The 18,675-nt window shown below is 75.4% G+C and carries 17 protein-coding genes and 1 pseudogene; 4 read left to right on the plus strand and 14 right to left on the minus strand.

Annotated features, from left to right (window positions below):
- The first annotated feature begins 211 nt into the window (after window positions 1-211).
- Window positions 212-1,468 carry an arsenic transporter gene (locus tag ABD323_RS31910; protein WP_344445543.1) on the plus strand — a complete coding sequence of 419 codons (1,257 nt, stop codon included), beginning with the start codon at window positions 212-214 and terminating at the stop codon, window positions 1,466-1,468.
- 24 nt (window positions 1,469-1,492) lie between these two features.
- On the opposite strand, the gene ABD323_RS31915 is transcribed toward ABD323_RS31910, so the two are convergent.
- The 3 genes from ABD323_RS31915 to ABD323_RS31925 are packed head-to-tail and all read right to left on the minus strand — an operon-like array spanning window position 1,493 to window position 4,377.
- Window positions 1,493-2,878, minus strand: coding sequence for an MFS transporter (locus tag ABD323_RS31915; protein ID WP_344445527.1), 1,386 nt, complete (start codon window positions 2,876-2,878; stop codon window positions 1,493-1,495).
- A 4-nt stretch (window positions 2,879-2,882) separates the two neighbouring features.
- Window positions 2,883-3,536 carry a winged helix-turn-helix domain-containing protein gene (locus ABD323_RS31920; protein WP_344445528.1) on the minus strand — a complete coding sequence of 218 codons (654 nt, stop codon included), beginning with the start codon at window positions 3,534-3,536 and terminating at the stop codon, window positions 2,883-2,885.
- Between the two features lie 55 nt (window positions 3,537-3,591).
- Window positions 3,592-4,377, minus strand: coding sequence for a ferritin-like domain-containing protein (locus tag ABD323_RS31925; RefSeq protein WP_344445529.1), 786 nt, complete (start codon window positions 4,375-4,377; stop codon window positions 3,592-3,594).
- A 236-nt stretch (window positions 4,378-4,613) separates the two neighbouring features.
- Here ABD323_RS31925 and ABD323_RS31930 point away from each other — a divergent pair, with 236 nt between their 5' ends.
- Window positions 4,614-5,315, plus strand: a complete 702-nt coding sequence (locus tag ABD323_RS31930) for a hypothetical protein (protein ID WP_344445530.1) — start codon at window positions 4,614-4,616, stop codon at window positions 5,313-5,315.
- Between the two features lie 18 nt (window positions 5,316-5,333).
- On the opposite strand, the gene ABD323_RS31935 is transcribed toward ABD323_RS31930, so the two are convergent.
- Together ABD323_RS31935 and ABD323_RS31940 are read right to left on the minus strand one after the other, a co-directional pair.
- Complete coding sequence (locus tag ABD323_RS31935) at window positions 5,334-6,584, minus strand: NAD(P)/FAD-dependent oxidoreductase (protein ID WP_344445531.1); 1,251 nt, start codon at window positions 6,582-6,584, stop codon at window positions 5,334-5,336.
- A 184-nt stretch (window positions 6,585-6,768) separates the two neighbouring features.
- Complete coding sequence (locus ABD323_RS31940; protein ID WP_344445532.1) at window positions 6,769-8,325, minus strand: FAD-dependent oxidoreductase; 1,557 nt, start codon at window positions 8,323-8,325, stop codon at window positions 6,769-6,771.
- A gap of 97 nt (window positions 8,326-8,422) precedes the next feature.
- Here ABD323_RS31940 and ABD323_RS31945 point away from each other — a divergent pair, with 97 nt between their 5' ends.
- Both ABD323_RS31945 and ABD323_RS31950 read left to right on the plus strand, forming a co-directional pair.
- Window positions 8,423-9,133, plus strand: coding sequence for a TetR/AcrR family transcriptional regulator (locus ABD323_RS31945; RefSeq protein ID WP_344445533.1), 711 nt, complete (start codon window positions 8,423-8,425; stop codon window positions 9,131-9,133).
- Between the two features lie 153 nt (window positions 9,134-9,286).
- On the plus strand, window positions 9,287-9,610 hold the full coding sequence (locus ABD323_RS31950; RefSeq protein WP_344445534.1) for a hypothetical protein: 324 nt from the start codon (window positions 9,287-9,289) through the stop codon (window positions 9,608-9,610).
- 99 nt (window positions 9,611-9,709) lie between these two features.
- On the opposite strand, the gene ABD323_RS31955 is transcribed toward ABD323_RS31950, so the two are convergent.
- The 9 genes and pseudogenes from ABD323_RS31955 to ABD323_RS31995 all read right to left on the minus strand — a co-directional run bounded on the left by ABD323_RS31955 (window position 9,710) and on the right by ABD323_RS31995 (window position 18,466).
- Window positions 9,710-11,431: an acyl-CoA dehydrogenase family protein gene (locus ABD323_RS31955; RefSeq protein WP_344445535.1), complete on the minus strand. Its 1,722-nt coding sequence runs from the start codon at window positions 11,429-11,431 to the stop codon at window positions 9,710-9,712.
- Between the two features lie 97 nt (window positions 11,432-11,528).
- Window positions 11,529-12,074 (minus strand): PadR family transcriptional regulator, encoded by a 546-nt coding sequence (locus ABD323_RS31960; RefSeq protein ID WP_344445536.1) that lies wholly within the window; start codon window positions 12,072-12,074, stop codon window positions 11,529-11,531.
- Between the two features lie 89 nt (window positions 12,075-12,163).
- Window positions 12,164-12,907: pseudogene (locus tag ABD323_RS31965) on the minus strand (PIG-L deacetylase family protein).
- Between the two features lie 54 nt (window positions 12,908-12,961).
- Window positions 12,962-13,822, minus strand: a complete 861-nt coding sequence (locus tag ABD323_RS31970) for an ABC transporter ATP-binding protein (protein WP_344445537.1) — start codon at window positions 13,820-13,822, stop codon at window positions 12,962-12,964.
- A 2-nt stretch (window positions 13,823-13,824) separates the two neighbouring features.
- Window positions 13,825-14,715, minus strand: coding sequence for an ABC transporter ATP-binding protein (locus ABD323_RS31975; protein WP_344445538.1), 891 nt, complete (start codon window positions 14,713-14,715; stop codon window positions 13,825-13,827).
- Entirely contained in the window at window positions 14,712-15,776 is a 1,065-nt protein-coding gene (locus ABD323_RS31980) for a branched-chain amino acid ABC transporter permease (protein ID WP_344445539.1), read from the minus strand. Before ABD323_RS31980 ends, ABD323_RS31975 begins: the two co-directional genes overlap by 4 nt.
- Complete coding sequence (locus ABD323_RS31985; protein WP_344445540.1) at window positions 15,773-16,651, minus strand: branched-chain amino acid ABC transporter permease; 879 nt, start codon at window positions 16,649-16,651, stop codon at window positions 15,773-15,775. The genes ABD323_RS31980 and ABD323_RS31985 overlap by 4 nt, the downstream gene beginning before the upstream one ends.
- Window positions 16,652-16,714: 63 nt before the next feature.
- A complete protein-coding gene (locus ABD323_RS31990) occupies window positions 16,715-17,956 on the minus strand; it encodes an ABC transporter substrate-binding protein (protein WP_344445541.1) in 1,242 nt (413 codons plus the stop codon).
- A gap of 84 nt (window positions 17,957-18,040) precedes the next feature.
- Window positions 18,041-18,466 (minus strand): roadblock/LC7 domain-containing protein, encoded by a 426-nt coding sequence (locus ABD323_RS31995; RefSeq protein ID WP_344445542.1) that lies wholly within the window; start codon window positions 18,464-18,466, stop codon window positions 18,041-18,043.
- Between the last annotated feature and the right edge of the window lie 209 nt (window positions 18,467-18,675).

Raw genomic sequence — 18,675 nt, forward strand, 5'->3', positions numbered from 1 at the left:
GGCGCCGCGGGAGGCGCTGGCTGCCGCGACCCCGGCCTGGCGCCGGGCCCGCCGCGCCGGCCTCACCCGGCTGCGCCCGGGCCTCGCCTGAGGCAGGCGTCCGGGCCGGGCCGGGGACCAGGGCGACGAGGGCGGGTGCGGGTGCGGCGTGGCGAGCGGCCTCTGGTTGCATGGGCGGGCCACCCACGCGCGCATCGAGGAGGAACCCGCCCTGAACCCGTCACTCGCCGAAACCCTGTCCGTCGGGCTGCTGGCCCTGGTCCTGGTCTGCGCCGTGGTGCGGCCCCGGGGCTGGGCGGAGGCGGTGGTCGCGGCGCCGGCGGCCGGCGTGGTGGTCGCCACCGGTGCGATCGGCTGGGACCACGCGCGGGCGGAGGCCGCTCAGCTCGGGCCGGTGATCGGCTTCCTGGCCGCGGTCCTGGTGCTGGCCCGGCTCTGCGACGACGAGGGCCTCTTCCACGCCTGCGGGGCCTGGATGGCGCGCACCGCGGCCGGCCGGCCGCGGCGGCTGCTGGCGCAGGTGTTCGTGGTCGCGGCCCTGATCACCGCGGTGCTCAGCCTGGACGCCACGGTGGTCCTGCTGACGCCGGTGGTGTTCGTGACCGCCGCCCGGCTGGGCGCTCGCCCGCGGCCGCACGTGCACGCCTGCGCGCACCTGTCGAACACCGCCTCCCTGCTGCTGCCCGTCTCCAACCTCACCAACCTGCTCGCCTTCGCGGCCAGCGGACTGAGCTTCACCCGGTTCGCCGGGCTGATGACGCCGCCCTGGCTGGTGGCGATCGGCGTCGAGTACGTCGTGCTGCGACGGTTCTTCGCCGCCGACCTGGACGCCGGCGCGCGGGCCCCGCAGGTCGACGACCCGCCCGAGCTGCCGCTCTTCGCCCTGGTGACGGTGGTCTGCACGCTGGGCGGCTTCGTGCTCGCCTCCGCCGTCGGGGTGAGCCCGGCCTGGGCGGCGGTGGCCGGCGCGCTGGTGCTCGCGGCCCGGGCGCTGGCCCAGCACCGCACGACGCCGGCGGCGATCGTCCGCTCCGCGAGCCCGGCGTTCCTCGCCTTCGTGCTGGCGCTGGGCATCGTGGTGCGCGCGGTGGTGGACAACGGGCTGGCCGCCGGGCTGGCGCACCTGGTCCCCGGCGGCAGCGGCCTGCCCGCGCTGCTGGGGATCGCGGTGCTGGCCGCGGTGCTGGCGAACGTGATCAACAACCTGCCGGCCGTCCTGGTGCTGCTGCCCCCGACGGCGGCGGCCGGGCCCGGGGCGGTGTTGGCCGTCCTGATCGGCGTCAACATCGGCCCGAACCTGACGTACGCCGGCTCGCTGGCCACCCTGCTCTGGCGGCGGATCATGCGCGAGCACGACAGCGAGGTCGACCTGCGCGTCTTCACCCGCCTCGGGCTGCTGACCGTGCCGGCGGCGCTCGGCGCGGCCGTGCTCGCGCTGTGGGGTTCGCTGCAGCTGATCGGCCCCTGAGCGGGCAGCCGCAGCGAAGGCCGCTCAGACCGGTGCGGAGCGGCGCGCCGGCTGCTGCTCGGGGACGGGCGCGGGGTGCCGCCCGGGGCGCTGCTCGGGGCGCTGCTCGGGGCGGGTGAGGAGGTAGCCGGCGGGGAGCGCGGTGAGGACGGCGACGGCGGCCAGGACGATCCGGTAGTCGAGCGCGGCGACCAGCGCCGCGCCGAGGGCGATCGCCAGGGCCTGCGGGGCGGACAGCGCCAGGCCGAGCGCCGCGTTGGTGCGGCCCAGCAACTCGGCCGGGGTGCGCCGCTGGAAGAGCGTCACGATGCCGACCGTGATCCAGGGCAGGCCCGCGCCGACCAGGCAGGCACCGGCGAGGACGGCCGGCAGCGAGGCGAATGCCTGCAGCAGGAAGCCGGTGGATGCGCCGGCCAGTCCCAGCGCCACCAGGCGGCGCTCGCCCAGGCGGCGCATGAGGGCCGATGCGATGAGCCCGGCGGCCAGCGCGCCGGCGCCCTGGATGCAGATCAGCACCCCGAGGAAGGCGTCCGGCCGGTGCAGTCCCCGACCGACCACGGCGAAGAAGGCCGTCTCGGAGAGGCCGAAGGCGGTCACGGCCAGCGCGCCGGCCACGGTCGCCTGCCGCAGCGCGGGCGTGGCGCGGATGTGGCGGGCGCCGGCGGGCAGGGTGCCGAGGGCGACGACACGCCCGCCGTGCCCGACCCGCGGGAGCGCGGCGCCTGGAACCTCGCCATGCTGGGCGCCGACCGGGCCGGCCAGGCCCCCGCCGCGCTGCTGGGCGCGCCGGCCGCCGACCTGGCCGGCCGGCGCGAGGGGGGGCTGCGGGGCGGGGGCCGGCGGCTCCTCGTGGATCCGCAGCGCGAGCAGCGCGGCGGTGGCGACCAGGAAGGTCACCGCGTCCGCCACGATCACCGGCGCCGGGCCGAACGCCGCGAGCAGTCCGGCCCCGAACAGCAAGGTGACCAGCCGCAGGCCCCACTGCGCGCTCTGCAGGGCGCTGTTGGCGTCCCCGAGCAGCTCGTCGCCGACCACCGTCGGCAGCAGCGCGGCCTGCGCCGGGCCCAGCACCCCGGCCGACAGGCCGTAGCCGCCCATGACCAGGTAGAGAAGCGGGACCCCGCCGCGGTCGTGGACCAGGAGCAGCGGCAGGACCAGGGCCGCGGTGACCAGGTTGGCGATCACCAGCAGGCGCCGGCGCGGCATCCGGTCGGCGAGGACGCCCCCGAGCGGAGCGGCCAGGGTGCCCAGGGTGAAGACGAAGAAGGCCAGTCCGGCGGCCGAGGGGCTGCCGGTGAGCATCTTGATCCAGATGCCCAGCGCCAGCCAGAGCGCCGAGTCGCCGAAGGCCGACAGGCTCTGGCCGGCCAGGAAGAGCCGGGCGTCGCGGTTCGACAGTAACGCGCGCACCGGCTCAGGCCTCCGGTCGGGAGGCGTCGAGCGGGTAGCTGAAGAGCAGCAGTTCGACGGGCAGGCTGTCGGCCGGGCGCAGCGCGGGGTCCGCCACCCGGTCCTGGTGGCGCTCCAGGACCGCGCGCAGGTCGGCGTGCAGCTGCCGGGCCTCGTCCGGGGTCAGGTGGGCCACCGTCTCGGCGCCGGAGGTGACCTGCCGCCAGGTGTCCGGGAAGTCGGCCCGGCGGGCGTTCACCGTGCCGGCCCGGGTGAGCCAGGTCTCCCACAGCAGCCGGGCGAGCGCGTCGGCGGCCTGCGTCCCGGCCGGTCCGTCCGGTCCGTCGGCGGCGCGCGTGGTGTCGACCTCGAAGCCGCGGTGCCGCAGCCGCCACGGGCGGCGCCGGCCCGGTGCCTCGCCGGCCTCCTCGACGAACCCGTACTTGGCCAGGGTGCGCAGGTGGAAGGCGCAGTTGGTCGGGGACTCCCCGATCAGCTCGCCGGCCTGCGTGGCGGTGAGCGGCTGCTGTCGGGCGAGCGCCTCCAGCAGCGCGAGCCGGGTGGGGTGGGCGACCGCCCGCATGGCCTTCGGGTCGGTGAGCCGACGCGGCCCGGGCGCCCCGGCGGGCGGCTGCGGCTGCGACGGATGCGGGGGCTGCGGGGCGTCGATGGGGGGCATGCCTCGAAACAGTACGCTCGAAACAGTACGCTCGACAAGCCTCCGAGGACCCCTCTCAGGCGAACGACTCGCGCGCCTCCGGCTCCGGGCCGCCGAGGGCGTTGCGGCGCTGGGGCATCCGCAGGGTGGTCATCCGCCGCCAGCCGCCCGCCCGCTCGTAGCCGTGGACGGCGTGGATGCCGGCGGCCAGTACCGCGGACTTGGCGCGCGGCCAGCGCAGCAGGGCGCCCATGTGCGCCATGACCGCCAGGCTGACGTCCCGGTAGGCGCGGATCTCGGCGCGCGCGGTCTCCTGGAGGGTCTGCAGGATCAGCCGTCCGTGGCCGGCCGCGGCCAGCCGCAGCAGCTCCTCGTGGCAGTACGCGAGGTGGTTGTCCTCGTCGGCGGAGATCATCCGCACCGCGCGGCCCAGCTCGGGGTGGCCGCCGAAGACGCCGCGCAGCAGCTTCATCTGCTCGGCGGCGCGCTGCTCGGTGACCCGACTGTGGGCCAGGTAGACGACCACGTCCCGGTCGGTCAGCAGCTCGTCGCGGCGCAGCCGGGCGTGCGCCAGACCGATGCCCTGGCGCTCCAGGATCATCGTGTAGTCGGTGTCGTCGGGGACCGCGACGGGCAGCAGGCCCCGCTTGTGCAGCAGGGCGTTGAAGATCCGTCCGTGCTTCTCCTCGTCGGCCCCGTGCCGGGCGATCTTCGGGGCGAGCTCCTGGTCGGCCACCAGGCGGGCGATCCGTCCGTTCTCCCAGCCGCCCTGGTCCTCGCCCTTGGCGGCGATGGAGCAGAAGAGCCGGAACGCGTCGTCGTGGTCGTGGATCTCCAGGAACAGGCTTCGGGCCGAGAGCATCGGTGCCGCCCCTCGCGCAGGCCCGGCGGTGCCGGGCGGAATCGGAGTTGGATCACCGATCAGTGAACGCAGTCGCGGCACCGGCGGCAACAGCTCAGACCCGAACGGGTGGGGTGGGACCGGGGGAGGGACCTGCAAGAATCCCTGCTGACCGTCCGGCACGTGCCGGGCCGTCAGCACGACCGCGGGCGGGCCGTGCAGGAACGAGCAGTGCACTGAACGAAGGGACACCTCCGGTGCCGATCACCAGACGCCGCCTCGCGGCGACGGCCGCGATACCCACCCTGCTGGCCGCGCTGGCCGCCTGCGGGCCGAGCGGGGGCGGCCAGGCGGCCAAGGCCCCGACCAGTCGGCCGCCGGTGGCCGGGGTCCACCCGGTGCCGGTGGGCGCGGGGCCGCAGGCGACGTACAGCGTCGCGGCGCAGCCGGCCGACGGCAGCTGCCGGGTCCGGTTCACCGCCGACAAGCAGCCGCTGCCGGACCCGGTCTGCACCCCGGGGGCGACCAGCCCGGCGGTGACCCAGGCCAACCTGTCCAGCACCATCTGCAAGGCCGGCGGGTACACCAGCGCGATCCGTCCGCCGACGAACATCACCGGCAAGGAGAAGGCCGCGAACGCCAGGTCCTACGGCTACACGGGACCGATGGGCGACGCGGAGTACGACCACCTGATCAGCCTCCAGCTGGGTGGCGACCCCAACGACCCGCGCAACCTCTGGGTCGAGCCGCCCTCCCCGGACCACGTGCCGGGCAAGGGTCCCAACAACCCCAAGGACTCGGTGGAGACCCGCCTGCACACCGCGATCTGCAAGGGTCAGACCACGCTGGCGGCGGCCCAGCAGGCCATCGCGGCCGACTGGACCACCGCCGAGTCCGTGCTCGGGCTCAAGGGCGACGCGCCGGCCAGCACCGGCGACCCGGACGACGACGCCAACTGAGCACCGAAGGGGCGGGGCTCAGAGCTCGGTGAGCGGGCGGGCCGGGTCGGCCAGCGCGGCGGGGTCGACCTGGCGCCCGCTGCGGACCAGCTCGCGGATCGCGTCGGTGACGTCCCAGATGTTGACGTTCATCCCGGCCAGCACCCGCCCGTCGGCCAGCCAGAAGGCGAGGAACTCGCGGGTGGCCGGGTCGCCGCGGAAGACGACGCGGTCGTAGCCGTCGGGCTCGACGTAGCCGGTGTACTCCATGCCGAGGTCGTACTGGTCGGTGTAGAAGTACGGAGTGCGGTCGTAGGAGACCTCGCGGCCGAGCATGGCCAGCGCGGCGCTCTGCGACTGGTTGAGCGCGTTGGCCCAGTGCTCGACCCGCAGGTGCCGCCGGAGCAGCGGGTGGAAGGCGCTGGCCACGTCGCCGGCCGCGAAGACGTCGGGGTCCGAGGTGCGCAGGGCCTGGTCGGTGACGACGCCGTCGGCCACCGTCAGGCCGGCCGCCTCGGCCAGCGCGGTGTTCGGCGCGGCGCCGATGCCGAGCAGCACCGCCTCGGCGGGCACCTCGGTGCGGTCGGCCAGGCGCACCCCGGCCACCGCGCCGCCACGCTCGACGATCGACTCCACCTGCACGCCGAACCGCAGGTCGACGCCGTTGGCGCGGTGCAGGTCGGCGAAGACCTCGGCCACCTCGCGGCCCAGCACCCGCAGCAGCGGCAGTTCGGCGGCCTCCAGCACCGTCACCTCGACGCCGGCGGCGGGGGCGGCGGCGGTGGTCTCCAGACCGATCCAGCCGGCGCCGATCACCACGATCCGCCGCGCGGTGGTGAACAGTTCGCGCAGCCGGTCGGCGTCCTCGACCCGGCGCAGGTAGTGCACCCCGGGCAGGTCGGCGCCGGGGACCGGCAGCCGGCGCGGGGACGCGCCGCAGGTCAGCAGCAGCTTGGCGTAGCGCTGCGTGCTGCCGTCGGCCAGCGTCACCAGGTGGGCGGCCGGGTCCAGGGCGGTCACCGCGGTGCCCAGCCGCAGGTCGATCCGCTGCTCCTGGTACCAGGCGGCCGGGTTGACGTAGATCTTCTCGCGCGGGTCCTTGCCCTGGAGGTAGCCCTTCGACAGCGGGGGGCGCTCGTAGGGGAGTTCGGACTCGTCCCCGATCAGCACCAGCGGCCCCTGGTAGCCCTCCTCGCGCAGGGTCCGGGCCGCACGGGCCCCGGCCAGGCTCGCTCCGACGATGACGTGGGCCGCGCTGTCGTCGGCGGTCCGGCCGGTGCTCGCGTCCAAGGTGACTCCTGGGTGTCGTGACCGCCCGGCGCCGACCGCCCGGCGGCGTGCGTGGCTGTCAGGGCGGTCGGGTGGAGCGCCAGTCCATCACATCGGCGCGAGGGGGTGAAGCGACCGCGCCCGGTGTTCAAGTGCGGCGTCGTCGGCACCACCCGCCGGGGTGCGGCGCTGTTCTGGCGGTCCGTCAGGCGGCGGACCCGGCTGCCGCGGCGCGGTCGTCGGCCCGGTCGTAGGCAGGGTCGACGGGCGGGTCGAGCAGGCGGGCGAGCACCGCGCCGAGGTCCTGCGGGGTGGCTGCGGCGCGCCAGGCCACGAAGCCGTCGGGGCGCACCAGCAGGGCGCCGCCGGCGGGGATCCGCGCCAGCTCGACGGTGTGGACGGGCAGGTCGAGGCGGGCGGCCGCGGGCCGCCAGTGGGCGCCGTCGGGCCCGGTCAGCAGGGTGAACCGGGAGCGGACCAGGTCGAGGGTGGAGAGGCCGCCGGCGATCCAGCGGTGCGGCAGGCGTGAGCCGGCGGAGCCGTCCAGCACGTGTTCGACGTCCTCGGTGCTGGGCAGCGTGGGGTCCGGGTCGATGACCGCGGCCGAGGCGTAGCGGTAACCGAGCTGGACGATCGGGGCGTTCAGCACGCCGGCCGCCGCGCGCGCGGCCGAGGCGGCCGGGCCCCGGCCCCAGTGCAGCTCGGGGTCGGCCAGCCGCAGGGTGGCCTGTTCGACGGCGAGGCGGCCGACCGGGTGCCGCTCCTGGTGGTAGGTGGCGAGCAGGGCGGGGGTGGCCGTGCCGCGCAGTACCAGGGCCAGCTTCCAGGCCAGGTTGTGGGCGTCGGCGATGCCGGTGTTCATGCCGAAGGCGCCCAGCGGGGGGATGGCGTGCGCCGCGTCGCCGACCAGGAAGACCCGCCCCCGGCTGTAGCGGTCGGCGAGCAGGGCGCGGATCCGCCAGGGCAGCGTGCTGACGATCTCGACCGGGAGCCCGGGGGCGCCCAGCGCGGTGCGGATCAGCTCCGGGGTGACCTCCAGGCTCTGCTCGGTGTGCAGGACCCACTCGTGGGCGCCGTCGATGGTCATCAGCGTCCCGCGCACCCGCGGGTGGGTGAGGTCGCAGGCGATGAAGGAGTGCGGGCCCAGCAGGCCGCTCAGGTCGGCGCGGAAGAGGGTGTTGTTCTTCGCCGTGCCCAGGTTGCCCGCGCCGGTGGTGCCGATGCCCAGCGCGGCGCGGATCGGGCTGCGCACGCCGTCGGCGGCGACGAGGTAGTCGGCGCGCAGCAGGCGGCCGTCGCAGAGCCGGGCCCGCACGCCGGTGGCGTCCTGCTCGAAGTCCTCCAGCGCGACGCCGTACTCGACGATCGCCCCGCGCTCGCGGGCGGCGGGCAGCAGCACGGCGTCCAGCCGGTTCTGCGGGCAGGTGCCGCGCAGGACGGCGGGGGTGTAGGGCGTGTCGGCGGTGCGCCGGGCGTGGTGGGGACCGGCCGGCCGGTGGGGCAGGTCGGCGGCGGCCAGCGTCTCGGCGCCGATCTTGCCCAGGGTGCCGGCCGACATGTCGACGGCCACCGCGTTCACCGCCTCGGCGAGGCCGACCTCGCGCAGCAGTTCCACGGTGCGCACCCCCACGCCGGTGGCGCGGGGGTGCTGCTGAGGCCCGTCCGCGCGTTCCACCACGTGCACCCGTACGCCGTGGTGGGCCAGGAACACGGCGGCGCTCAGGCCCACAGTGCCGGCACCGACGATCAGAACCTCGGTCATGGTCTTCCCCCGGAGATGGATGGGAACGGTGTTCCCTTGAATGGGAACGCTGTTCCCGCTTCTGGGAACACTGTACCCACTCGTTAGGATGCGCGCCATGGCTGAAGAGAAGACAGGTCCTGAACTGGTCTGGAGCCGGGAACGTCGGGCGCCCGGTCGCCAGGCGATGACCCTGGAGCGGATCGTCGCGGTCTCCATCACCATCACGGACGCCGAGGGGCTGGACGCCCTGTCGATGCGCCGGGTGGCCGCCGACCTCGATTCCGGCACCACCTCGCTCTACCGGCACGTGGCCGGCCGCGACGAGCTGCTCGACCTGATGATCGACGCCGTCCAGGGCGAGGAGCCGCCACCGCCGCCGAGCGGCGACTGGCGCGCCGACCTGCTGGCGGTCGCGCGCCGGATGCGGGCCGCGCTGCTGCGCCACCCCTGGCTGGGCGCGGTGATGTCCACCCGCCCGGCGCTGGGGCCCAACGCGCTGCGTCAGATCGACGGCTCGCTCGCGGCGGCGGGCGGACTGACCTCGGACATCACGCTGGCCTCGGACGTGGTGGTGGTGCTCACGCAGTACGTCTTCGGGGCCGTCTCGCGCGAACTGTCCGAGCAGGAGGTGCAGCGCCGCACGGGCCAGAGCGAGGACGAGTGGCGCCGGAGCATCGCGCCGTACATCGGCGAGGTGATCGGCAGCGGCGCCTATCCGCAGTTCGCCCGGCGGGTGATCGAGGCGCAGGAGCACAGCTTCGAGGAGCTCTTCGAGTTCGGCCTCGGCTGCCTGCTCGACGGGATCGCGGGGCGGGTGGCGGGCTGAGGTCCGGGCCGGGGTCCGGTTCCGGGTCCGAGCCCGGGCCCCGTGCGGTCCGGGGCGCTCCGGCCGCGCGGTGGGGGCCGAGCTGGGTCACGATGGAAGGACCCTTTGCCGGGCCGGCCGCTCGCGGCCGGCGGGCTGTGGAGGAGGACGGCGATGCCAGCGATGGAGATGCGTGACCGGCGCGGGGCGGCCGCGGAGATGGCGACACCCCCGATCCCGCCGGACCCCAGCGGGCTGAAGGTCCACCCGGTGCGCCAGGCCCTGGAGGCGTTCTGGCACATCCGGCCGCACACCGTGTTCTGGCTGGTCTCGGCCTCGCTGGGGCTGGGCCTGGTGGCCGTCCAGATCGAGACGCTGTGGGTGCTGGTGGTCTTCTCGATCTTCTGGGGCGTGACGGTGGCCGCCATGGTGGCGTTCACCGCGCGGACGATGAGCGAGCGGCCCAGCCCCGGGCGACATCGCCGTGTGGCGGTCTGAGCGCCGGCGCCGCGAGCCCTGCCAGGGGAGCCGACGCGGCGGGCCGGCCCACCGGCGACTGCCGGTGGGCGGGCCCGCTGCGTGACGCCCGCCGCCGGGTTACGGCTGCATCGTGTAGGCGCCGCTGAGGGCGGCGACCTGGGTCCAGACCCGCTCGGCCCGCTCGGCGTCGGCCACCGGACGGCGGACGTGGGCCAGCGCCCAGGCGGCCTGCTCCTCGCTGGTGGAGGCCTTGCCGTGCAGCTCGGTGGCGTGCGCGGAGAAGTCCCGGACCAGCACGTCGAAGACGGTGTCCAGCAGGTCGCGGTCCAGGCCGGTCTGCTCGGCCTGCTCCAGCACCAGCTGGCCGTAGACGACCAGCGCGAAGAGCTGGCCGATCTCCAGCAGGAAGTCGAGGTCGGCCTGCTGCGCCTCGGTCGGCGCGTGGGCGGCGAGCAGCGCGCACAGGCCGTCGGCCTGCTCGCGGAAGCGGGCCACGTTCGGCAGGTCGGCGTGCGCGTCGTAGGCGGTGCGCCAGTCGTGGAAGCGGATCGCGCCCAGGCCGCGGGCGGGGCCCTGCTGGAAGAGGAAGGCGTCGTCGGCGGCGTCCAGGCGGCGCGGCACGGCCGGGTAGTCGGCCGGCGCGAAGAGGTAGTTCGCCATGAACTTGAGGATCAGGGCCAGGTTGACGTGGACCGTGCCCTCCAGCTTCGGCAGGCCGCGGATGTCCTTGGCGGCCTTGTCGAAGTAGGTGTCCGCCTCGAAGCCCTTGGCCGCGATGACGTCCCACATCAGGTCGATGACCTTCTCGCCCTCGGTGGTGACCTTCATCTTGGTCATCGGGTTGAAGAGCAGGTAGCGGCGGTCCTCGGGGGAGGCGGTGCGGAAGTAGTCCACGGCCCGGTCGCTGAACAGCTTCATCGCGGTGAGGCGCGCGTAGGCGTCCGTCAACTCCCGGCGCACGTGCGGGAAGTCGGTGACCTTGCGGCCGTAGAGCACCCGGTTGTGGGCGTGCGTCACGGCCTCGTACATGGCGTGCTCGCAGATGCCGATCGAGGCGGCGCACAGGTTGAACTTGCCCACGTTGACGGTGTTCAGTGCGGCGTCGAAGGCGGCCTTGCCGGTGTGCAGCACGTCGCCCGGGCCCACCGGGTAGTCCTCCAGCCGGAACTCGCTGACGTACATCTGCGCGTTCACGGTGTTCTTGACCAGGTGGTACGCCTCGTGGCGGCTGTCGGCGGCGAAGAAGACGTAGCCCTCGGGTCCCTCGACGTCCGAGCGGCGGCCGAAGACCGAGACCAGGCCGGCCACGTTGCCGTTGCCGATGTAGTACTTGGAGCCGTTGGCGCGGAAGCCGCCCTCGCCGTCCGGAGTGAGGATCAGGTCGGTGGAGTAGATGTCGGCGCCGTGCGTGCGCTCGGAGAGACCGAAGGCCATCACCTGACCCTCCGTCAGGAGCTTGGCGGCGCGGGCCCGCAGGGCCTCGTTCTCGCTCTGCCAGACCGGGCCCAGGCCCAGGATGGTGACCTGCCAGGTGTACCAGTAGCCCAGGCCGTAGAAGCCGAGGATCTCGTTCAGCTCGGCGATCCGGGCGGTGTCCCAGCGCTTGGCGTCGTCGCCGTCGGCCTCCGAGGCCGGGGTCAGGAAGGTCGCGAAGAGCCCTTCCCTGGCGGCGAACTCGAGGAAGTCGGCGTACCAGGTGCGGTCGATGTAGGTGTCGATCAGCGCCTTCTTGCCGCGCGACTCGAACCAGTCGACGGTGGCGCGCAGCAGCCGGCGGGTCGGCTCGTCGAACTGCACCGGGTCGTAGGTACGCGGGTTGAAGAGCAGGGCGTCAGCCATGGATGCGATCCCAGGGTCGGCGGAGAGGGTGGGGTGAAGGTGGTACGGGTGAGGGTGGTTCGGGTGAAGGTGGTACGGGGTGGAGCGCGGCGGGTGGTCAGCCGGCTCTGAGGCGGTGCAGGGTGGCCAGCACGTCGTCCAGCCAGGCGATCGTCATCCGCTCGAACTCGATGCCGCCGCGCAGCACCACGTGCTGCAACTGCTGCTGCACGTCGAGGGCTTCGAGGTCGGGGAAGTCGCGCTGCTCGCCGCTGAGGTAGGTGTCCAGCAGTTCGGCGTGGGCGGCCCGGTGGCGTTCGACCTCGGGGATCAGCGCCCCCGGGTCGTCGAAGGCGGCGGCCCGGATCCGCACCGCCATCTCGTGCCGCACGCTCTCCGGCTGCACCGGTTCGCGCAGCCAGGCGGAGAGTTCGGCCCGGCCCGGCTCGGCGACCGCGTAGATCTTCTTGTCCGGCCGCCCGCTCTGCTCGACCGGCTGCACGGCGAGCCGGCCGTCGCTCTCCATGCGGCCCAGCACGCGGTAGATCTGCTGGTGGGTGGCGGTCCAGAAGCGCCCGATCGAGCGGTCGAAGCGGCGCGCCAGGTCGTAGCCGGAGGCGGGGTGCTCCAGCAGGGAGACGAGGATCGCGTGCTCGAGGGCCATGGGTCCAGCTTGCTGTGCAACGAGTTGCATAGCAAGGGGCGGCCGACGGCATGAGACGCAGCTCACCTGTCGGCCGCCCCCGGGCGGGCTCAGAAGCGCAGCTGGATGACCTCGAACGAGGTGGCGAGGCGGGTGCCGAGACGGCTGCCGGCGGCGCGGCCCATCGACTCCAGGAAGCCCTCGGCGTCGGCCATGTCGCCGCCCAGGCCCGCCAGGTAGGCCGCGTGGGCCTTGAGGGAGGCGAGGCCCGCGGCGAAGTGCTCGGTGGTGTCCACCGCGTGCAGGCCCAACGGCGAGCCGGCCGCCCAGACCTGGCGGACCCCGTTCCACGGCGCGTGGCCCTCGGCCGTCAGTTCGGGGAAGACCCAGCGGTTGCCCGCGTCGCGCACCCCGTCCAGGGTGGCCCGGCCGGCCGCGATGTGGTCCGCCTGGTTGGGGAACACCCCGCCGTAGGTGTCGCGGAAGTTGGTGGTGATCACGATCTCCGGGCGGTGCCGGCGCACCAGCCGGGCGATGTCACGGCGCAGCGGCAGCCCGTACTCCAGGACGCCGTCCGGGTACCCGAGGAACTCGACGGTGTCCACCCCGACCAGGGCCGCCGAGGCGATCTGCTCGGCCTCGCGCAGCGGCCGGCACTCCTCGGGGCTCAGCCCGTCGATGCCGGCCTCGCCGCTGGTCACCATGGCGTAGACCACGCTCTTGCCCTGGGCCGTCCAGCGCGCCACGGCGGCCGCCGACCCCTACTCCATGTCGTCCGGGTGCGCGACCACGGCCAGTGCCCGCTGCCAGTCCTCGTCGAGCGGCTGGTAGGGCTCGGGGGGCTGCTCGGTCATCGGAGGTCCTCCTGGGTGTGATGGCTGATCAGAGCTCCGATCAGCCACTATGGCCTATCCGGGAGGCCCGGGCGGTGACATCCGCGACCGGGGCGGCAGGCCGGCGCCGGGCGCGGGGTCCGCGGTGGTCAGGGCGGGGGCCGGGGCGAGGGCGGCCAGCAGGGCGGCCGGGTCGCGGCGGGCGGCCGGGCCCGGGAAGGCGGCGGTGACCCGGCCGGTGGTCAGCACGGTGAGCTCGTCGGCGACGGTCAGCGCCAGGCGCGGCTGAGGGGCGGTCAGCAGGACGGCGAGCCCCTCGCCGGCCAGCCGGCGGACCAGGCCGAGCACCTGCTCGGCGACGGCCGGGGCCAGGCCCTCGGTCGGCTCGTCCAGCAGCAGCACCCGCGGGCCGCCCAGCAGGGCGCGGGCCAGCGCGAGCATCTGCTGCTCCCCGCCGGAGAGTTGGGCGCCGCGGTGGCCCAGCCGCTGGGCCAGCCGGGGGAGCAGGGCGAGCACCTGCTCCACGGTCCAGCCGGTGCCGGTGCCGGTGCCGGTGCCGGTGCCGGTGCCGTTGGCCGTGTCGCCGTCGGCGGGGCCGGGGCGCGGGAAGCGGGAGGAACGGCCGCGCGGGGGGCGGGCCAGCGCCAGGTGCTCGGCCACGGTGAGCCGGGCGAAGACCCGCCGGCCCTGCGGGACCAGGCCGACCCCGGCCCGGGCCACCCGGTGCGCGCCCCGGCCGGTCAGCGGCTGCCCGGCGAGCTCGACACTCCCGGCGGTGGGGTGCAGCAGCCCCACGACGGCGTGCACCAGGGTGCTCTTGCCCGCGCCGTTGTGGCCCAGCACCGCGTGCACCGTGCCGGCCGCCACCGTCAGGTCGACGCCGTGCAGCACCGGTCCGGCGCCGTGCCCGACCGTCAGCGCGCGGATCTCCAGCACGGCTACTCCCTCTCCGGCGTCGTCGAATCCGGCGTCGTCGAATCCGGCGTCGTCGAACCCGGCGTCGTCGAACCCGGCGTCGTCGAACCCGACGCCGCCCCGCCCAGGTAGACCTCGCGCACCCGTGGATCCGCGCCGACCTCGGCGGGGGTGCCGCCGGCCAGGGTGCGGCCCTCGTGCAGCACGGTGACCTGCTGCGCCAGCGCGCCGACGAAGGCCAGGTCGTGCTCGACCAGCACCAGTGCCCCGACCGCGGGCAGCCGGCGCAGCACCGCCAGCATCCGCTGCGCCTGCGGCTCGGTCAGGCCGGCCGCCGGCTCGTCCAGCAGCAGCCGGGGCCGGCCGGCCAGCGCCGCCGCCACCTCCACCAACCGCCGCTGTCCGTGCGAGAGTTCGCCGGCGGGGCGGTCGGCGAAGGAGGCCGCGCCGACCTGCGCCAGCTGGTCGAGGCAGCGCGTGCGCAGGGCCCGGTAGCGGGCCGGCCGCCAGAGCCCGCCGCCGCGCGGGCCACCCCGGTCGGTGGCGCGGCGCTCGTGCGGCCAGGCGGCGAGCGCGACGTTGTCCAGGGCGCTCAGCGAGTCGGCCAGCGCCGGCTGCTGGAAGGTGCGGGCGATGCCGAGCCGGGCCCGGCGGGCCTCCCCCGCGGTGGTGACCTCGCGCCCGGCGAAGTGGATCCGGCCGGCCGAGGGGCGCACGGTGCCGGCGATCAGGGCGAGCAGCGTGGACTTGCCCGCGCCGTTCGGCCCGATCACCGCGTGCCGCTCGCCCGCGCCCACCCGCAGCGTGACCTCGGCGACGGCGGCCAGGGGTCCGTAGCGCCGGCCGACGCCGTCCAGCGCCAGCAGTGGCCGCGCGGGGTCGGGCGGGGCGGGGTGCTGCCAGGCCGCGGTCACGGGGCCTCACCGTCCGGCGGCACTACCGGGCACGGTGTCGGCGTGGGCGGCTCCTGCGAGGTGCGCGGCGGGCGGACGGTGGCGGGCCGCAGGCCGGCGAGGCCGCGCGGGAGCAGGTAGACCGCCGCGACGAAGAGGACGCCGAGCACCAGCGGGCCGTGCCCGGGCCAGTGCGCCGCCAACTGGTCGCGGGCCAGCACCACCAGCACCGTGCCGGCCAGCGCGCCCGGCGGCGAGGCGATCCCGCCGAGCACGGCGGCCAGCAGCAGCAGCGAGGAGGTGCCGAAGCCGGCGTCGGCCGGCGAGACGTACCCCTGCCCGGCCACCAGCAGCGCGCCGCCCACCCCGCGGTGCGCCCCGGCGCCGACCTGCGCGGCCAGCAGGGCGCCGCCCACCCGGTGCCCGGCCGCCCGCATCCGCGGCTCCTGCTCGCGGACGGCGTCCAGCAGCAGCCCGAGCGGCGAGCGGAGCGCCAGCACGGCCGCGCCGGTGGCGAGCAGTGCGACCACCGCCAGGTAGCCGTAGAGGTCCCGGTCGTCCGTCAGCGCGTCCAGGCCCCACCAGAGCCGGACCGCGGGGACGCCGGCCAGGCCGTCGGCGCCGCCGGTCACCGAGGTCCAGCGGCCGGCGGCGGTGGCGGTCAGCTCGCCGAGGGCCAGCGTGATCATCAGGGCGGTGGTGCCACGGGTGCGGACCACCACCAGGCCGGTCAGCAGCGCGAAGAGGGCGCCGGTCAGCGCGGCGGCGGCGAGCTGCAGCGGACCCACCGTCAGCCCCGCGCGGGCCAGCAGGGCGGTGCCGTACGCGCCGACGGCGAACGGTGCCGCCTGGCCGAGAGTGGGCAGCCCGGCGCGGCCGGTCAGCACGCTCACCCCGACCGCCGCCGGGGCGAGCGCCAGGGCGGGGGCGAGGGCGGTGGGGGCGGCCGGGTCGAGGGCGGCCAGCGCGAGCAGGACGGTGGCCGCCAGGAGGAGGGCCGGCAGCGGGCGGTCCGGCCATCGGCGCAGCGGCGAGGAGAGGGCGGCCGCGAGGCGGGCGGTCCGCGGGGGGCGGGGGCTCACGGTGTGCTCCGGCCGGCGCGCTCGCGTCGACCGCGCAGCAGCAGGGCGGCGGCCAGCGCGGTGAAGAGCAGGTACGGCGCCAGGTCGGGCAGCAGGACCACCCCCAGGGTCTGCACCTCGCCGATGGCCACCGCGGCCAGCAGCGCCCCACCCACCGAGCCGGGGCCGCCGAGCACCACCACGGCCAGCGAGAGCAGCAGGACGGTGTCCGCGGCCCGCGGGCCGGGGCCGATCACCGGTGCGCCGAGGACGCCCGCCAGGCCCGCCAGCGCGCCGCCCGCGGTGAGCACGGCCGTGTGCACCCGGCGCGGGTCGGTGCCCAGGCAGGCCGCCACCATCTGCGGGTCGTCCACGGTGGCGCGGACCAGGGCGCCGGCGCGGGTGCGGGTGAGCAGCAGGTGTCCGGCTACGGCCAGCACGCCCGCCACCGCGATCAGCGCCAGCCGGTGGACCGGGAAGCGGTGGCCGAGCAGCAGCAGGCTGCCGCCCAGCCCCGGTGGCAGGACGACCGGCAGCTCGTCGGGTCCGGCCGCCGTGCTCAGCAGGCCGGCGCCGATCAGGCCCAGGCCGCAGGTGAGCAGCGCCTGGGCGAGGTGCCCGCGACGGCGCAGCGGGGCGGTCAGTGCCGCGACCAGCACGCCGCCGCCGGCCGCGGCCGCGGTGCCGGCCACCGCGGCCAGCAGCAGGCCCGCCCAGCTTCCGTCACCCAGCGCGGCGGCGGTGTACCCGCCCACGGCGTAGAGCGTGCCGTGGGCGAGGTTGAGCACGTTGCCGGTGCCGAACGCCAGGGTCAGGCCGGCCGCCGCCACGAAGAGCAGCAGCCCGTAGGCGACGCCGTCCACGGCCGGCACCAGGTTCGCGTCGAGCACTCCCACCGTGGCGCCTTTCTGACGGTTCGTCCCATGCCTTCGCCGGCTGCGTCGCGGGGAGCCGGTCGGTCAGTTGCCGATGGTCGCCAGGTCCTGGACCGTCAGGTTGGAGAGCGTGCGGCCGTCGCTCTTGACCTGCCGCAGGTACCACTTCTGCACCGGCGAGTGGGTGTTCTTGCCGAACTGCCAGGTGCCGCGCGGGCTGTCGATCTGACCGAGCCCGGCGATCGCGTTGTTGATCCGCTCGGGGGTGACGTCGGTGCCGGCGGCCGCGATGGCCTTGTCGAGCACCGCCGCCGCGTCGTAGGAGGCCATCGCGTACGTGGTGGGCGGGCCCGGGTGCTTGGCCTGCCAGGCGGAGACGAACGTGCGGTTGGTGGCGTTGTCCAGGTCGGGCGCGTAGTTGAGCACCGAGCGGATGCCCTTGGCGGCGTCGCCCTGGGCGTTCAGCACGCCGCCCTCGGTGAGGAACCCGGCGGCGTACAGCGGCACGTCGCGGACGTCGGACTGCGCGTACTGCTTGACGAAGTCGACGGCTGCGCCGCCCGCGTAGAAGCAGTAGACGGCCTTGGCATGGGAGTTCTTGATCTGCGTCAGGTACGGGGTGAAGTCGGTGGTGGCCGGGAACGGCGTGAAGAGCGTCTTGCCACCCGGGTTGGCGAGCTGGCCGCCGGCCTTGACGAAGGCGTCCGTGAAGCCCTGCAGCTCGTCCCAACCACCCTGGTAGTCCGGGCCGATGGCGAAGACCGGGCCCTGCACGGTGTCGTGCACGTACTGGGCTATCGCCGAGCCGGGCTCGTTGGACAGGAAGCTGGTGCTCCACTGCCGGCTGACGTCCTTGACCACCGGACGGCCGTTGGAGCTCACCAGCGGGATCCTGCTCTCGGTGAGCAGCGGGGAGACCGCGGCCACCGAGCCGGCGCCGACGATGCCGGTCATCGCCACGACCTTGTCCTGCTTGACGAGCTTGGTGGCGGCCGGCAGCGCGGTCGGCGCCCCGTCGCCCTCGTCGGCGACCACCAGGTCGACCGGGTGACCGCCCAACTGCCCGCCGTGCGCGTCGAGGTAGAGCTGGAAGCCGTCCCGCAGGTCGGTGCCGACCGCCTGGTAGGTGCCGGAGAGCGAGGCGAGCAGGCCGATCTTCACCGTGCCGCCGGCCTTGCTCGCGCCGGCCCCCGAACCCCCGCCGCCACTGCAGGCGGTGGCGGCGAGCGCGGTGACGAGCAGCAGCAGGCCCGCGGCGCGGGTCCGGGGCGTGCGGCGCTGGGATCGGGCGGTGCGCGGGTCGCGGGCGGTGCCGACCGGGGGCATGGGGAGCTCCAAGGAGAGATGGCCGAGGTGTTCGGACAGTCAGGAGGCTGCGGTCGGCAGGCTTGCGGTCAGCAGAGCCTGCCGTCAGGACAGGTGCCTGCCACCGGAGTTCAGCAGCATGGCGCGGGCGGCCGGGGCGAGCGCCGGGCCGACCTGGTTGATCAGCTCGGCCATCTCGTAGGAGACCTGGCCGATGTCACAGGACTTGGTGGCCAGCACCAGCAGCGAGGCACCGCTGCTGACCGCCATCGAGAAGAGGAAGCCGCCGCGCAGCTCGGTGAGGTTGCTGATCACCGGGTCGGCGTCCAGCAGCCGGCCGGCCCCGGCCAGCAGGCTGACCAGCCCGGAGGCGATGGCGGCCAGCTGGTCGCCGCGCTCGGTCTCGACCTCGCGGGTGGCGGCGATCAGCAGCCCGTCGGCGGAGACCGCGACGGCGTGCGTGATCTCGGGCACCCGGGCCGCGAAGTCGTTCAGCAGCCAGTCGAGATCGGGGGTCGGGGTGGAGGTCACAGGTCTTCCTTCTCTGCCGGTCGGCGCCGCCGGGGTGGGCGCGATCTTCACTACTACGGTCTGACGGGCGGTTCGGTTGCATCCCGCCGGGGATTGGTTCAGGGCTTCCCGGCACCGGTGGGCGCCGCCGGGTCGGCCAGCAGGGCGGGCGGCAGCGGGCGGGCGGGGCGGGCGGCGCCGGTGGCGCGGGCGTAGGCGGGCATCGGCGC

Source organism: Kitasatospora nipponensis (assembly GCF_039528135.1).
In the GTDB taxonomy this organism is placed as follows: domain Bacteria; phylum Actinomycetota; class Actinomycetes; order Streptomycetales; family Streptomycetaceae; genus Kitasatospora; species Kitasatospora nipponensis.